15 protein-coding genes are annotated in these 16,602 nt (G+C 33.7%); 2 read left to right on the top strand and 13 right to left on the bottom strand.

Features of this window, described 5'->3' with window-relative positions:
• Window positions 1-6: 6 nt before the first annotated feature.
• From DM444_RS05215 to DM444_RS05165, 11 genes are all read right to left on the bottom strand, one after another.
• Window positions 7-729, bottom strand: a complete 723-nt coding sequence (locus DM444_RS05215) for a cell division protein FtsQ/DivIB (protein ID WP_111284678.1) — start codon at window positions 727-729, stop codon at window positions 7-9.
• Window positions 716-2,065, bottom strand: a complete 1,350-nt coding sequence (gene murC, locus DM444_RS05210; protein ID WP_111284676.1) for a UDP-N-acetylmuramate--L-alanine ligase — start codon at window positions 2,063-2,065, stop codon at window positions 716-718. The genes DM444_RS05215 and murC overlap by 14 nt, the downstream gene beginning before the upstream one ends.
• 144 nt (window positions 2,066-2,209) lie before the next feature.
• Complete coding sequence (gene murG, locus DM444_RS05205) at window positions 2,210-3,298, bottom strand: undecaprenyldiphospho-muramoylpentapeptide beta-N-acetylglucosaminyltransferase (RefSeq protein ID WP_111284674.1); 1,089 nt, start codon at window positions 3,296-3,298, stop codon at window positions 2,210-2,212.
• A gap of 37 nt (window positions 3,299-3,335) precedes the next feature.
• Entirely contained in the window at window positions 3,336-4,646 is a 1,311-nt protein-coding gene (locus DM444_RS05200; protein ID WP_111284672.1) for an FtsW/RodA/SpoVE family cell cycle protein, read from the bottom strand.
• A 75-nt stretch (window positions 4,647-4,721) separates the two neighbouring features.
• On the bottom strand, window positions 4,722-6,053 hold the full coding sequence (murD, locus tag DM444_RS05195) for a UDP-N-acetylmuramoyl-L-alanine--D-glutamate ligase (protein WP_111284670.1): 1,332 nt from the start codon (window positions 6,051-6,053) through the stop codon (window positions 4,722-4,724).
• Window positions 6,054-7,286, bottom strand: a complete 1,233-nt coding sequence (mraY, locus tag DM444_RS05190) for a phospho-N-acetylmuramoyl-pentapeptide-transferase (RefSeq protein WP_111284668.1) — start codon at window positions 7,284-7,286, stop codon at window positions 6,054-6,056. It abuts the gene before it with no gap.
• 76 nt (window positions 7,287-7,362) lie between these two features.
• Window positions 7,363-8,826, bottom strand: coding sequence for a UDP-N-acetylmuramoyl-L-alanyl-D-glutamate--2,6-diaminopimelate ligase (locus DM444_RS05185; protein WP_111284666.1), 1,464 nt, complete (start codon window positions 8,824-8,826; stop codon window positions 7,363-7,365).
• Window positions 8,823-10,829 (bottom strand): penicillin-binding protein, encoded by a 2,007-nt coding sequence (locus DM444_RS05180; protein WP_111284664.1) that lies wholly within the window; start codon window positions 10,827-10,829, stop codon window positions 8,823-8,825. Before DM444_RS05180 ends, DM444_RS05185 begins: the two co-directional genes overlap by 4 nt.
• Window positions 10,820-11,167, bottom strand: a complete 348-nt coding sequence (locus tag DM444_RS05175) for an FtsL-like putative cell division protein (RefSeq protein ID WP_008467159.1) — start codon at window positions 11,165-11,167, stop codon at window positions 10,820-10,822. Before DM444_RS05175 ends, DM444_RS05180 begins: the two co-directional genes overlap by 10 nt.
• A 21-nt stretch (window positions 11,168-11,188) precedes the next feature.
• Window positions 11,189-12,097, bottom strand: a complete 909-nt coding sequence (rsmH, locus tag DM444_RS05170; RefSeq protein WP_204251663.1) for a 16S rRNA (cytosine(1402)-N(4))-methyltransferase RsmH — start codon at window positions 12,095-12,097, stop codon at window positions 11,189-11,191.
• Entirely contained in the window at window positions 12,072-12,545 is a 474-nt protein-coding gene (locus DM444_RS05165) for a division/cell wall cluster transcriptional repressor MraZ (RefSeq protein WP_111284662.1), read from the bottom strand. The genes rsmH and DM444_RS05165 overlap by 26 nt, the downstream gene beginning before the upstream one ends.
• A 378-nt stretch (window positions 12,546-12,923) precedes the next feature.
• On the opposite strand from DM444_RS05165, the gene DM444_RS05160 reads away from it, so the two are divergent.
• The gene (locus DM444_RS05160; protein WP_111284660.1) at window positions 12,924-13,688 is read left to right on the top strand and encodes an alpha/beta fold hydrolase; all 765 of its coding nucleotides are present in this window, start codon (window positions 12,924-12,926) and stop codon (window positions 13,686-13,688) included.
• A gap of 43 nt (window positions 13,689-13,731) precedes the next feature.
• On the top strand, window positions 13,732-14,352 hold the full coding sequence (gene yihA, locus DM444_RS05155; protein ID WP_111284658.1) for a ribosome biogenesis GTP-binding protein YihA/YsxC: 621 nt from the start codon (window positions 13,732-13,734) through the stop codon (window positions 14,350-14,352).
• Window positions 14,353-15,261: 909 nt separating this feature from the next.
• Here the strand turns inward: yihA and gldC are convergent.
• A complete protein-coding gene (gldC, locus tag DM444_RS05145) occupies window positions 15,262-15,594 on the bottom strand; it encodes a gliding motility protein GldC (protein WP_162614920.1) in 333 nt (110 codons plus the stop codon).
• Window positions 15,594-16,550 (bottom strand): gliding motility lipoprotein GldB, encoded by a 957-nt coding sequence (gene gldB / locus DM444_RS05140; protein WP_111284653.1) that lies wholly within the window; start codon window positions 16,548-16,550, stop codon window positions 15,594-15,596. Before gldB ends, gldC begins: the two co-directional genes overlap by 1 nt.
• Window positions 16,551-16,602 lie beyond the last annotated feature (52 nt).

Genomic DNA, 16,602 nt, shown 5'->3' with positions numbered 1-16,602 from the left:
TTTCTATTATTTAGTGCAAACTACTTGTTCCGTAAACCTAAGGTCAATTTTTTTGTATTTGTATAACGAACTATCTAAAACTGCTTTTTGAAAAAACGCTTTATAGTTTCTAAATTTTCTATCAACATTCATCGTTCTTCCAAAATCTATGAAGTAATCATAGTTACGGTTAAACATTTTTAAGCTTCCATTCGGCATAATCTCTATAGCAATGATGTTTTTTTTCAAAAACGCATCGTCATAAATTGTGCGAAATAAAGCTGCTAAATCTTCGTTATTTTTTTCACTTATTGCCCCTGAAACAAGAGGAACTCTCGCAGTGAAATTGTCCGATAAGGGCATTTTATTACCCTCATAGTCAATATAAAAAGAAGCTGCGCCGTCATAAACTCTTGCTATGGGCGTCTTCTGTTTTACTACTGCTTTTAGAACTCCGTCGATACTTACAAAAACATTTGACTTCTCAATCATGTCTTGCGTATCGAGAGTTTTCTCTATCTTATTCAAATCTAGTTCATCTTTTCTAATACTGGAAGCGTCTCTTTTATTTTCTATCAACAATTTATTAACCGTTTCTGGCTTCACAAATAGCGTATTTTCTCCTACAAAAACGACCATCGATTTTTTCAATTTTCGATCGCCATTTCGATGCTGAGCGAAGGAATATAGAAACAAAACCAGTCCGAAAATAAGTACTAATCTTATGTTTGTCCAATTAAATATTTTCATTTAAAATCTTTTTAATTGACGGAACCATTTCTCCCAGATCACCAGCTCCAATTGTTACAATAATAGGTGCATCGCTGGCTTTTATTTCACCTAATAAATCTTCTTTTGCAACAATTTTTTTGTTCGAATTTGTCATTTTACCCAAAAGCCACTCAGAAGTCACTCCTTCCATCGGAAGCTCTCTTGCAGGGTAAATATCCATCAAAAACACTTCATCAAACTGCGATAAGCTTTCTGCAAATCCGTCAACGAAATCTCTTGTTCTGCTGAATAAATGCGGTTGGAAAATTGCCAAAACTTTACGCCCTGGATACAACTCTCTAACTGCCTGATGAACAGCATTTATTTCTGTTGGATGATGTGCATAATCATCAATATATACTAAATTTTCAGTCTTAATTTGATATGAAAAACGTCTTCTAATTCCGTTGAATGAAGCAATGGCTTTTGCAATAGAGTCGGTCGGGGTGCCGAATGTCTTAGCCATTGCAATAGCCATCAATCCATTCATTAAATTGTGTCTTCCAGGCAATCCGAAACGCAAATCCTTCATAATTTCTGATGGCGTCTGCACATCAAAAACATAAGCCCCATCCTCAATGCGAACATTAAAAGCCTTATAAACAGCATCTTCATTTACAGCACATTGAACACCTTCTAAAGGCAATTCTTTTGTAATGAAGAGATTATTTTTATCCTCAACTTTTGAAGCAAATTCTCTAAAAGAAGCTTCAATTGCATCACTTGTTCCATAAATATCTAAGTGATCAGCATCCATAGAAGTCACACAAGCGATATCTGGACGCAAATGCAAAAACGATCTATCAAACTCGTCCGCTTCAACAACCGTTACTGTTTTCCCGCTTCCGATTAAGTTTGAATTATAGTTTTCTACAATTCCTCCAATGAAAGCTGTAACATCTGCTCCACTTTGAAACAAAATATGTCCCAAAATACTAGATGTTGTTGTTTTTCCGTGCGTTCCTGCCACTGCAAAACAAAAAGTGTCTTTACTTATAATTCCAAGAACTTCTGCACGTTTTTTAACCTCGTAGTGTCTTTCTATAAAATAATTCCATTCTGAATGTGTTTTAGGAACTGCTGGTGTGTAGATAACCAACGTATTCTCTACATAATAATCTTTTGGAATTAAGTTTATATCATCTTCAAAATGAATATCAATACCACTTTCAATCAATTCACTAGTCAACATAGAGGGCGTTTTATCGTAACCTGAAACTTGTTTTCCAATAAACTTGAAATAACGAGCCAGAGCACTCATTCCGATTCCTCCGATACCAATAAAATAAACGTTTTGTATTTGATTTAAATTCATTTTTTTCTTGCTTTATGCCGTAAGCTTTAGGCAGTAAGCCTATAACTTTTGTCTTTATTTTCTAATCCTCTTTTATCCTTTTAATCTTTATTACGCTTTAGATAGCATTCTCAAGCTTAAAGCTTATTGCCTATAGCTTACAGCCTATTTAATTAGCTTGATAATTTCCGCAACAATATCTTGTGTAGCTCTTGGTTTTGCCAATTTTTTAATGTTATCACTTAATTGTTTCTGTTTTCCAGAATCTTTCAGCAGCGCTTCAAAAACAATGCTAAACTGACTGTCAAGCTCAGATTCTTTCAACAAAATAGCTCCTTTAGCATCAACAATTGCTTGCGCATTTTTAGTTTGGTGATCCTCAGCAACATTTGGAGACGGAATAAAAATCACTGGTTTACCCACAATGCACAATTCTGACACTGATGAAGCACCTGCACGTGAAATTATGACATCTGATGCTGCGTAAACAAAATCCATTCTTTCAATAAAATCAACCACTTTTACATTGGGCTGATTGTATTTTTTATATTCTTCAAAATATAATTTCCCGCATTGCCAGATTACCTGTACATCTTGAGAAAGAAAATTTTGCAATTCTTTTTCAATTAACTGATTGATTCTTCTAGCTCCTAAACTTCCTCCCAAAACCAACAATGTTTTTTTGTTTGAATCTAAACCGTAAAAAGCAATTGCTTCGTCACGTTTGCTTTCAATATCAATTAAATCCTGACGAACTGGGTTTCCAGTTAAAACAATTTTCTCTTCAGGAAAAAAACGCTCTAAATTTTGATACGCTACACAAATTGCATTTGCCTTTTTGCTCAGCAATTTATTTGTTATTCCTGGATAAGAATTCTGTTCTTGAACAACCGTCGGAATTCCTGCCGATCCTGCTGCTTGCAACAAAGGTCCGCTGGCAAAACCACCCGTACCAATTACTACATTTGGCTTGAACTTTTTAATTATTCTTTTTGATTCCAATAAACTGCTAGCCAATTTAAGCGGGAACATTAAGTTTTGTAATGTCAATTTTCGCTGTAAACCAGCAATCCAAAGACCTTTTATTTCGTAACCTGCCTGAGGCACTTTTTGCATTTCCATTTTATCTTTGGCACCTACAAAAAGAAATTCTGCATCAGGAAATTGTAATTTTAATTCGTTCGCAATCGCAATCGCAGGATAGATATGTCCTCCTGTTCCTCCTCCGCTAAGTATGAATTTATACTTTGTCATCTTTCTAAAATTACAACGTTTTAAAATTTATTCTTTCTTATTTGTTTAAAACCGCATTCATCGGATTTCTTGAATTGTCTTCTATAGAATACATTGGCTCTTCTTCATATATTTCATCTGCTGGTAAATCTTCTTCTGCCAATTCTTTATCTATTAAGCGCTGTAAAGCTTCTTTTCGTTTTTCTCTCTCGAGTTTATCCTCAGCAATTTCTTCTTCTTTTCTCGTTACACTAATGATAATTCCTAGTCCAAGGCAAGTCATCCAAATCGAACTTCCTCCACTACTTATCAACGGAAGTGTCTGCCCTGTAACTGGCAATAATTCTACTGCAACCGCCATATTGATCATTGCCTGAAATATCATTGGGAATCCTACTCCAACGACGACTAATTTTCCAAATAAAGTAGGTGCTTTATGAGAAGCAATTACAAATCGGAACAAAAGCAATAAATAAAGAATTACAATCGAAACTCCTCCTACTAGACCATATTCTTCAACAATAATGGCATAAATAAAATCGGAAGAAGATTGCGGTAAAAAGTTCTTCTGAACACTTTTTCCAGGGCCTAATCCTCCTAATTTTCCAGATGCAATTGCAATTTTTGCTTTCTCAATTTGGTAATCATCTTCATCTGGTTTGTCTGTTGTAAAATTCGTAATACGACTTTCCCAAGTTGAAACCCTGCTAAAGAATCTTGACTCTGGAAAAGCTTTTGCTACCAAAAGGAAAAATGCCAACATCGCAATTCCTGAACCAATGATAAAAGCAATATATTTTAATGGATACTTCCCAATAAATGTCAGCATTAAAACCATTGAAAAGATTAACGCTGTAGTTGAAAAGTTCGCAGGTAAAATCAATACTAATGTGATAAATACTGGAACCCAAAGCTGAATTAATGAGGCTTGAAAAGGCTCATTTTCTTCTTTCGTTTTAGATAAATAACGTGCCACATAAATAAACAAAACAATTGCTGCCAATGTTGAAGTCTGGAACGTAATTCCGATAAAAGGAACCTGAATCCAACGGCTTGCATTTGCTCCTGCGATTACTGTTCCTTTTAAAAGCGTATAGATTAATAAAATCCAAACCACCGGAAGCGCAATCTTAGAAATCGCTCTAAAATAATGATACGGAACTCTATGCACCCAGTAAATGATTAAAAACCCGATACAAATATGCGCCAAGTGTTTTACCAAATAGCCTAATGTATTTCCTGTTCCGTGCCCGATATAGGCAAGATTACTACTCGCACTAAAAACAGGCATAAACGAAAACAACGCCAATAAAGCCACAAATGACCATATTACCCTATCTCCTTTTAATTTGTTTACTAGCTCTTTCATAATTCTTTCAGTTTTGTTTCAGGTTTTCTTTGTTTCAAGTTTCAAGTTACTCCTAACGTGAAACTTGAAACTATTTTATAGGTTATGAACTGCTTGTTTAAATTGCTTTCCTCTGTCTTCGTAGTTTTCAAATAAATCGAAACTTGCGCAGGCTGGAGACAATAAAACTACATCGCCTTTTTCTGTTAATCTTTGAGCGGTTTTTACTGCGTCATTCATATTATTTACTTCAACCATAATATCAACAACGTTTCCGAAAGCGTCGATAATTTTGCGGTTATCGATTCCAAGGCAGATAATTGCTTTTACTTTTTCACGAACTAATGACATCAATTCGTTGTAATCGTTTCCTTTGTCAACACCTCCAACAATCCATACTGTTGGTGCATTCATACTATCCAAAGCAAAGAAAGTAGCGTTTACATTTGTCGCTTTTGAATCGTTGATATATTGAACGTTTTGTATTTTTAATACTTTTTCTAAACGGTGCTCAACACCTTGGAAATTAGATAGACTTTCACGAATCGTTGCATTTCTAATTTGCATCAATTTAGCTACAGAGCTTGCTGCCATGGCGTTTTTCATATTATGTTTTCCTTCTAACGCAATGTGTTCTGTATCCATTGTAAACTCTTCTTGGTTGATCTTTATTTCCATTTTGTTGTTATTTATAGAAGCCCCTTCATCAAATTTTTTCGTCAATGAAAAAGGAATTAATTTTGCTTTTGTTTTGTTCTTCTTTAACCATTCTGTACTTGCCACATCATCTGCATCATAAATCAGATAATCATTTTCAGTCTGGTTCATTGTTATTCGGAACTTCGAATTGATATAATTTTCATATTTATATTCGTATCGATCTAAATGGTCTGGACTTATATTGGTTATTATCGCAATATCAGGTCTGTAATTTATTATTCCGTCTAGCTGAAAACTGCTTAATTCAAGAACGTAGGCATCAAATTTATTCTCAGCCACTTGCCACGCGAAGCTCTTTCCGATATTTCCACCCAATCCTACATTTAATCCTGCATATTTCAGCAAGTGATGTGTCAGCATTGTTGTGGTGGTTTTACCATTACTTCCCGTAATCCCAATGGTCATTGCTTCTGTATAAGGAATCGCAAATTCAATTTCCGAAATCACTTTTACTCCTGCTGCAACAAGCTTTTTTACTATCGGAGACTTGTCTGGAATTCCTGGGCTTTTCATCACCACATCTGCATTTAGAATCAAATCTTCTGTGTGCTGCTCTTCTTCCCAGGCTATTTTATTAATGATAAGAACTTCTTTATAGCTTTCTTTTATCTTTCCAAAATCCGATACAAAAACATCGTATCCTTGTTTCTTACCGAGGATCGCAGTTCCTACACCGCTTTCTCCTCCACCTAAAACTACTAGCCTCATTTATCTTAATTTTAGGGTGATAATTGATAAAATGGCTAACATCACGGCAACAATCCAGAAACGAGTCACAATTTTACTTTCGTGATATCCTTTTTTCTGATAATGGTGATGTAAAGGCGACATCAGGAATATTCTTCGGCCTTCTCCAAAACGCTTCTTCGTATATTTAAAATAACTTACTTGAATAATTACTGAGGCACTTTCTGCTAAGAAAATTCCGCAGAATAAAACAATCAATATTTCTTTTCTAACTGCAATTGCTAATACCGCAATGATCCCTCCAATGGTCAAACTTCCTGTATCTCCCATAAATACTGAAGCTGGATAAGAATTGTACCAAAGAAATCCTATAAGAGCTCCAACAAACGCCGAAATAAAGACTGTCATTTCTCCCGAATTAGGGATATACATTATATTCAGATAATTTGAGAAAATGATATTCCCTGAAACGAATGTAAATATTCCGAGTGCGAGGACGGATATTGCCGAGGTTCCTGCTGCGAGACCGTCGATTCCGTCGGTTAAATTAGCTCCGTTTGAAACTGCTGTAATGATAAAAATAACAACCGGAATAAATATTAACCAAGCCCATTTCTCATAACCGTCACCCATGAAAGACAATACTTCAGCATAATCAAATTCGTTGTTTTTTACGAAAGGAATTGTCGTTGCTGTAGATTTTTCTTCAATAGGTGCTGGCGTTACAATAGTTGTATTTGCAGATGTTTTAAACACATCTGTACGTCCCGTATCTGTTCTTACTGTAACAGCAGGGTTAAAATAAAGAACTGCTCCAACGATGATTCCAAGACCAACCTGACCAATAACTTTAAAAATACCTTTTAAACCTTGCTTATCTTTTTTGAATATTTTGATGTAATCGTCAACAAAACCAATTGTTCCCATCCACAATGTTGTTACAATCAGTAAAACGATGTAGATATTATGCAATCTTGCAAATAACAAAACTGGAATCAAAGTCGCAAAAATGATAATCAGTCCACCCATTGTTGGCGTACCAGCTTTCTCATTCTGACCTGCAAGACCAAGTTCGCGTACTGTTTCTCCAACTTGCTGACGGCGCAAAAAGTTAATTACCCTTTTACCATAAATTGTCGACAAAAGCAACGAAAGCATAAATGCCAAAGCTGATCTAAATGTGATGTATTGGAAAACTCCTGTTCCTGGAAGATCCAATGTCTTATCAAAATATTCGAATAAATAGTACAGCATATTTTTCTATTTTTTAAATTCCAATTTTGAAATTTCAAATTCCAATTCTGTGGTATTTGAACTTAAAATTTTATTATTATTTATTTAGTTGCTCTAAAATCTCTTTTATTGTTTCCATATCATCAAAATGGTGACGAACACCATTTATTTCCTGATATGTTTCGTGTCCTTTTCCTGCAATTAGAATGATATCTTTAGGCTGAGCCAATTGACAAGCTGTTTTAATCGCCTGTTTCCTATCTGTAATTCGCAGCATTTTTTTGTAATTGTGAGGCTCAACTCCCTGCTCCATTTCATCCAAAATAACTTCTGGATCTTCATTTCTTGGATTATCCGAAGTCAAAACTGCTTTATCACTTAAGTCTGAAGCAATCTTCGCCATTATTGGACGTTTTGTTTTATCACGATTTCCTCCGCAGCCAACAACAGTAATTAACTGCTCATTTTTTGTACGGATATCATTTATCGTTTTCAAAACATTTTCCAATGCGTCTGGCGTATGTGCATAATCTACAACAGCAGTAATTCCGCCATCTGAAACGATGTACTGAAAACGACCCGAAACACTTTCTAAATCAGACAGTAAACGTAACGCTTCAAGGCTATCAATTCCTAACTCTACTGCAGTTCCGTAAATTGCTAAAACATTGTATGCGTTGAAAGTACCAATCAGTTTTACCCAAACTTCATTGTCGTTAATTTTCAACAATAAACCTGATAATTGGCTTTCTAAAATCTGAGCTCTATAATCAGCATAAGATTTTAAAGCATAAGTAAGTTTTTTTGCAACCGTATTCTGAAGCATTACGGATCCATTTTTATCATCAATGTTTGACAACACAAAAGCTGATTTTGGAAGTGAGTCAAAAAATGATTTCTTAACATCTCTATATTCAGCAAAAGTTGGATGATAATCCAAATGATCGTGAGAAAGATTCGTGAAAATTCCACCCACAAAATGCAAAGCCTCTGTACGTTTTTGATGGATTCCGTGAGAACTAACTTCCATAAAACAGTGCGTAACTCCAGCTTCAACCATTTCATTTAAATAATGATTTATGGTTAAAGAATCTGGCGTTGTATGCGTTGCTGGATATTCCGTTTGATCAACTACAATTTTTACAGTTGATAATAATCCAACTTTAAAACCTGCTTTTTGAAACAACTGAAACAATAACGATGCAATTGTTGTTTTTCCGTTTGTACCTGTTACTCCAACTAATTTTAATTTTGCAGACGGGTCTTCAAAATAATTAGCAGCCATAAAAGCCAAAGCTGTATTGGTATCTTTTACCTGAATATATGTTACATCAGCAACAGTATTTGCGGGAAGCGTATCACAAATAATTGCTTTTGCTCCTAACTGAATTGCTTTTTCAATATAATCATGTCCATCAGAAAGTGAACCGCGAATTGCCACGAAAATATCATTTGCTTCTACTTTGCGTGAATCAAATTCAATTTTCTGGATAGCAACGTCTGTTGAACCTTTTACAGATTCAATAGCTACTTTATATAATATGTCTTTTAATACTTTCACGATAATTCTAATACGATTGTTGCGTTCTTGCTAATACTGGTTCCCGCTTGAATCGATTGATTCTTCACTTTTCCCATTCCATTTACTTTTACTTTCAAACCTAAATTCTCCAGTAAAGCAATTGCGTCCATTCCAGGCATTCCTTTTAAATTAGGAATCTGATTTATTTTTTTATTTGCTTCAGCAGTATATTTATCATAACTAGCTTCCTGTTTTTGAATCTTAGAATCTAATTTTTTAATTTTATTTGTTGAAGGCGCATCTGTAAAAATCTTTTGCGCGATTCTTTTGAAAACCGGTCCTGCTACATCTGCTCCATAATAATTGTTTTTGGCTGTATTTGGTTTATGAACCACTACAATACATGAATACTTTGGATGATCAGCTGGAAAATACCCCGCGAAAGAAGAAGCATAATACATTCCTTCTCTTCCTGCGTTACCATAATTTACCATCGCCGTTCCCGTTTTTCCTGCCATCGAAAAATCTTTTGAATACAACTTAGAACCTGTTCCTTTTTTCACCACATTTGCCAAAACTGCTTTCACTTTTTTAAGTGTTTCTGGCGAACAAATCTTAGGATTTATCACTTCTGTATCAAACTTTTTAATGGTTTTGTTCCATTCTTTAATTTCCGACACAAATTGCGGTTTTACCATTACGCCATTATTTGCAACTGCATTATACAAGGCTAAAGTCTGCATTGGCGTAACCGAAACGTTATATCCAAAAGCCATCCATGGAAGCGTAGTTCCTGACCAATGTTTGTCTCCAGGCTGCGGAATATATGGTCTTCCTTCTCCTTTAAAATGCAATCCTAATGGTTTATTCAAACCTAATTCATTGATATGATTCACAAACTTAGAAGGATTACTTTTGTAATTCTCATAAACTGCCTGAACCATTACTGTATTTGACGAAAGCTCAAATCCGCGTGCTAAAGAAACTTTTCCGTAACCACCTTTATGCGAATCACGAACAGCTCTTCCATAATATCTGATTTCCCCGCCATGACTATCGTAAACTGTACTTGTATCAGCTACTTTATCTTCTAAAATAGCCATTAAATCAACTAATTTAAAAGTCGATCCAGGTTCGTGAGATTCGGCAACCGCGTAATTTGTCGTTTCGTAATAAGAACCATCTTCTGATCTTCCTAAATTTGAAATCGCTTTTATATAACCTGTTTCCGTTTCCATTACTACCACACAACCGTGATCTGCTTCGTAATCTTCCAATTGTTTCAACAAAGCATGGTGCGCAATATCCTGAATAAAAACATCTATTGTCGAAATTACATCGTATCCGTCAATTGGATCTACTTCGTTTACATCACGAATAGGTTTCCATTGCCCTTTTGCGATTTTTTGTTTTAGAATTTTACCGTCTTTTCCGTTCAAATAACTTTTAAAAGCCCATTCAATTCCTTTTCCAACTTCCATTCCTGTAGCTGGATCGATTTTATCATAACCAATAGTTCTTTCAGCAATTTTGCCTATCGGATGTTTTCTAACTGTTTCTTGCTCAACAATAATTCCGCCTTTAAAAGCTCCTAAATTGAATAATGGAAAACTTTTTATTTTCACATATTCAGTATAACTCAACTTACGAGCGATTAAATAATAACGATTTTTATTTTCGCGCGCTTTTCTTAATTCTTTTTCGTAATAACCTGATGGTCTGTCCAAAACAGTTTCTAAAGAATCTGATAATTGTTTTACATACTTCTCAAAAGTTTCCTTTTTTGGTGCTTTTGCGTCAAAACGAATTTCATAATTCGGGATTGATGTTGCCAATAAACTTCCGTCTGCAGAATAGATATTTCCTTTGTTGGCAGGAATTATAAAGTTTCTAACTGTACGTTGTTTTGCCAGTTTTCTATAGTAATCTCCATCAACCCACTGAATATTGGTTAATTTAACGACAATAGCAATTGCCATCAAAAAGATGAAAACTGCTACGAGGTAAATTCTGTAGGATATATGTTTATCGTCTACTGCCATATTCTTTTAAAGAAACTTTTTTCTTCTTCTTTTTTAACTTCTATTTTCACTGGAGGAACCGTCGACGGAAAAATTTGTTTTTCTAACATTTTATCCGAAATGGTTGACTCCATTTTTAACTTCATCAATTCTGAACGTCGATCTACAAATTCTGATCTTAGCTCTTTTACTTCATTATTTAATTTCGCGATTTCAAAAACCTTTTGTTCATATCGCTGTGTATTTGCAATCATCAAAATGGCCAGCAGAATTATAAAGACAATAAATCGCCAATTTTTTACTGCATCTTCATGAATCAGGAACCTTGCTTTTAATATGCTAAATACGCCACTTTTCATTATTTCCTACCTTAATATATATTATAGCTTTTCTGCGACTCTTAATTTGGCACTTCTTGCTCTATTATTAATCTTGATTTCTTCATTATCTGGAACAATCAGTTTTCCGATCGTTTTGAATGGAACTGAAAAGTTTCCGTAAAAATCTCTTTCTGGTTCTCCTTCAAACATTCCGTTTTTAATGAATCTTTTTACCAAACGATCCTCTAAAGAATGATAAGAGATTACAGAAAACCTTCCTCCTGGTTTTAAAATCTCCAATGATTGCTCAATAAATTCTTTTAGAACATCCATTTCTTGGTTAACCTCAATTCTGATTGCTTGATAAATCTGAGCCAATACTTTATTTCGAACTTTCTCTGGCAAAAACTTTTTCAGAACCTCTTTTAATTCTTCAGTCGTTTTGATTGGATAATCTTTTCTCGCCTCAACAATTGTTCTTGCCAAAACTGGTGCGTTTTTCAACTCCCCATAATCAAAAAAAACACGACGTAAATCCTGTTCTTCATATTCGTTAACCACTCGATAAGCATTTAAATCATTTCTTTGACTCATCCGCATATCTAACTCGGCATCAAATCTTGTTGAAAAACCTCTTTCAGGAACATCAAACTGATGTGATGAAACTCCTAAATCTGCCAAGATCCCATCTACCGATTTTACTCCGTGAAAACGTAAAAATCTTTTTATGAACCTAAAATTCTCATTTATCAAAGTGAACCTTTCGTCAGGTAATGCATTAGCAAGCGCATCTTCGTCTTGATCAAATGCAAATAGCCTTCCGTTTGGCCCTAATCTTTTTAAAATCTCTTTTGAATGACCACCGCCTCCAAACGTAACATCTACATACACACCATCAGGTTTAATATTTAAACCATCTACTGTTGGATGAAGCAAAACCGGATTATGATATTCCATCTTCGTCGTCATTAATATTTCCCATTACTTCTTCGGCTAGATCTGCAAAATCCATATCTTCGCCGCTTATTGATTTCTCGTATAAATCTTTATCCCAAATCTCAACAATATTAACCGCAGATGAAAAAACCACATCTTTAGAAATACTTGCAAACGTTACCAAATCTTTTGGAACAAGCAATCTCCCCAATGCATCAACCTCAACCACTTTAACACCAGCAGTAAACCTTCTAATGAAATCGTTGTTCTTTTTTACAAAGCGATTAAGCTTGTTGATTTTTTTCATCATCGCATCCCATTCTACCATAGGATACAACTCTAAACACGGCTGAAAAACAGAACGCTTCAAAACAAATCCGTCTTGAAGAGAAGGCGTCAATTGCTTTTTTAAAGGTGCAGGCATCATTAGCCTTCCTTTAGCATCGACTTTACATTCATATGTTCCAACAATTGTGTTCAAAAAAAACTAGTTAACATGTTATACAGCAAAAATATAAAAAATATTACCACATTTTACCACTTTATACCACTTTGTTAATAAGTTTAACCACTTTGCTACCACTTTCCATAATCAACAATCAATCAATACGTTAACTATTAATTAACAGATTCTTAAATACGTTATTCATTCAAAAAAATAATGCGCTAATTTTCTTAAAAAATTGAGTATTATGCACATTTCTTAACATTTGAATATTTTAACAAATAGTGGTTTAATTACTGATTTTTAATCATTTATAAATTCTACTCAAATTATCTAGTTAAAAAATTGCATCAAAAATTCATTTTTGTTGAATTAACCCTATATTTGTCGAAATTGAAATTGGCATTAGATTAGATGGACAAACACTATAAAAAAGAAGGCAAATACAGCTATTTTGAAGCTGGAGAAGGAACTCCAATCGTTATTCTTCATGGTTTAATGGGAGGTCTAAGTAACTTTGATGGTGTAGCACAATATTTCCCGACAAAAGGATATAAAGTTGTTATTCCAGATTTGCCGATATACACCCAAAGCATTTTAAAAACGAACGTAAAAAGTTTTGCGAAATACGTAAAAGACTTTATCACTTTTAAAGGTTTTGACAAAGTAATTCTTTTAGGAAATTCTCTTGGAGGACATATTGCCTTGTATCACACAAAGCTTTATCCTGAAAAAGTTGCAGGACTTGTAATCACTGGAAGTTCTGGACTTTACGAAAGTGCAATGGGAGACAGTTATCCAAGAAGAGGCGATTATGAATACATCAAAAAGAAAGCTGAAGATGTATTTTATGACCCAAAAATCGCAACTCCTGAATTGATTGATGAAGTTTACGCTACCGCTAATGACCGAATCAAATTAATCAAAACTTTGACTATTGCAAAAAGCGCAATACGCCATAATATGGCCAAAGATTTGCCAAAAATGGACGTTGACACTTGTATTATTTGGGGTAAAAATGATTCTGTAACGCCACCAAATGTTGCAGAAGAATTTGATAAATTATTGCCAAATTCAACTTTATATTGGATTGACAAATGCGGACACGCAGCAATGATGGAACACCCAGAAGAATTTAACGAAATTCTTGAAAAATGGCTTACTGAAAAGAATTTCTAGCCATTAAATTTTATTTTTTAAGGAGGTTTTAAAACGAAGGAGTATGAAAATTAACACCGCCGAATTTATTGTCAGCAATTCTGATGCATCAAAATGTCCAAAGGAGTTTTTGCCAGAATATGCTTTTATAGGAAGATCAAATGTAGGTAAGTCATCTTTGATAAATATGCTTACCAACAATAAAAGCCTAGCTAAAACATCTTCAAGACCAGGAAAAACACAATTAATTAATCACTTTAAAATCAATAATAATTGGTTTTTAGTTGATTTACCTGGTTATGGTTACGCTAAGGTTTCAAAAAAAACAAAATCAATTTTTCAACAGTTCATTACCGATTATTTCGAGAATAGAGAACAATTGGTTTGTGCTTTTGTTTTAATTGACATTCGTCATGAAGCTCAAAATATCGACATCGAATTTATGTCTTATATGGGTGAAAGCGAAATTCCGTTCTGTATTATTTTTACTAAAGCGGATAAAATCGGTAAAACAAAAATAGATTCGCATATTGCAGCTTACAAAAAGCAAATGTTTGCTAATAACTGGGCCGAAATGCCACAGTATTTTATAACCTCATCGACAGAAACAATCGGAAAAGATGAAGTTCTGTCTTATATTGATCAAGTGAATCAGGAAGTTTTTAAAAATAATTCAGAATTTTAAATTTTTAAAATCCCACAATATTAAAATCCCAAATTCCAATTGCAAACTTGGAATTTGGGATTTTTTTTATTTGAAAATTTTAAAATTTACGCTCTGCTTTCGAAGCTTCTCTTAATTGTTCTTCTAAAATTTAAAGCTTTCCATTCTTTATAGATTAAAAACTGATATAGAATATAAAATAAAGAATTAAAGAACCAGAAATCAAGGAAAAACGGTTCAGTAAAAACTACCGAGTCACTATTTCCAGACAAGAAAATACCTGCACTGCTTGTTAAATAAATAATTAATCCATTGCAGAAATAAAAATAATCATGCTTGACATTTTTTAAATTCGATATAATAAAATAGAATGCGTAAAATAATAGCGGAATTGATGTTATTGCAATTTCGATCAAATTAAATTCCCAATAAAGTGAAGGTCGTTTATAATATTGACATCCTAAAAAAAGTAATACTGAAACAAACACGATTATCATAATTTGCTTGAATATCTTATTTGAAAAACTATTGTAGAAAAATAAGTTTAACGTGATGAACTGAAAAATAAAATAATAGTGAGAAAGGAAAAAATTCGAATTAGGATAGAGAAATCCAATGATATTGCAGAGGAGTTCAACGCAAAATAAAAGACCTAAATAGATCGTAATCATACGATACATTACATCTCTGTTTTTACATGTGGCAGAAAACCTTATGGCATTAGCAAGTAAAAAAAACAGCCCTATAAGACTTACAATAAAAGGAAACCACATATTATTTTTTCTTAAAACGATATTGGAAAAATACCTTTTTAAGATTTAATTACAAAATAGAATTCCAATTTATTTTAAAACAATAAAAAAATCCCAAACTCCTCCCGAAGTCTCGGGATAAGATTGGAATTTGGGATTTCATTTATTTGAAATGTAACTATTTCGTAAGCTCTAGTTTTTCTGCGAAGTAATCACAGAAATCTTTCATAGTATCAGACATTTTTTCGTCATCTGTTGCACGTTTGAAAGTATCTGACATTGCAACTAAAGTCTGATGAAAGAAGATCTTCATTTCGTCTACCGGCATATCTTTCGTCCACAAATCGATACGCATTGTTTCTTTTACTTTGCTGTCCCAAATAGACAACATGATCGCTTTAGCTTCTTCCGCTTGCACTCCTCCATCTTGTGCACTCCATGTTAGTTTTTCTGGAACGCGGTTTTCATCTAATTCTATATTGAATTTAATCTCTGAGTTTATATTTGCCATTATTTCTTAGGTTTATATTTTGATTTTTCGAAGATTTCTTTTGCATCAATTTTAAATAATTCTGCCAAAGAAACATTACTATTATTTTTCATGTAAGAACGTACCATCTGCCATCCAATCCAAGTTCCTACTCGTCCTGGAGAATCATTATCTATTTCTAAAAAGAATTTAGAGAAAGGCGCTGGAGCTATAAATCGTGTTCTCAATTTCGGATCATCACTGTAAAGCATTTCATTTTCTATGAAATAACGCCACATATAAGCTTCATTTTCTTCACACCATTTAATTTGTTCTGGAGTATATCCTATTTTTTCTGCATCTGTATATTCAGGAAGAAGCAAATCTTTTGCATAAAGCTGTTTTCCTTCAAAAACCATCTGAGCAACTAAACTTTTATCCAATGAATTTGGAATATTTCTATAAGAAAAACTAGAAACCACATCTGGCATAATCTGTCTTTCTTCGAAATTTTGTTTCAAATAATTCGGGAACTCATAAAACTTATGGTCTTTTCCTAAATAAAGTTCCAAAGCAACAACCACAAGACTATCTGCATAAATTGCTTTTGCACTATAGTCCATTTCTCCAATAACTGTAATTACTTTAGGAATTTTAGTTTTAGGAAAATAATATTTTATATGTTGAAAAAGTCCGTCGAACTCTTTACGAACAGGTTCAAAATTGCTGTATTTTTTCTGAACTTCGTCGTAAACTTCTCTCCAGATTGGATCATTCATTTTCTGAATCCAAATATTGTCATCGTTTCCAGGAAAGAAAAACGGATATTGCTTTTTTATCTTTGCAAGATCTTGAGGTTTGGTTTCAAAAAACACTTTATCAAAACGTTCTACTTTGATATCAACTGGAATTTCTTCTACTTCTTTTTCAACCTTACTTTTTTGATCACAGGACAAAAAAAACAGGCATAGAACCACTGCAAAGCGATAAATTTTCATTTTATTTTAATTAGATTTGTGTTATCAGAATTTTAAGTAATTGCATACTCAA

The organism is Flavobacterium ginsenosidimutans (genome assembly GCF_003254625.1).
Taxonomy (GTDB): Bacteria; Bacteroidota; Bacteroidia; order Flavobacteriales; family Flavobacteriaceae; genus Flavobacterium; species Flavobacterium ginsenosidimutans.
Note: the sequence above shows the minus strand (reverse complement) of the source record. Positions and strands in the feature narration are given on the sequence as shown.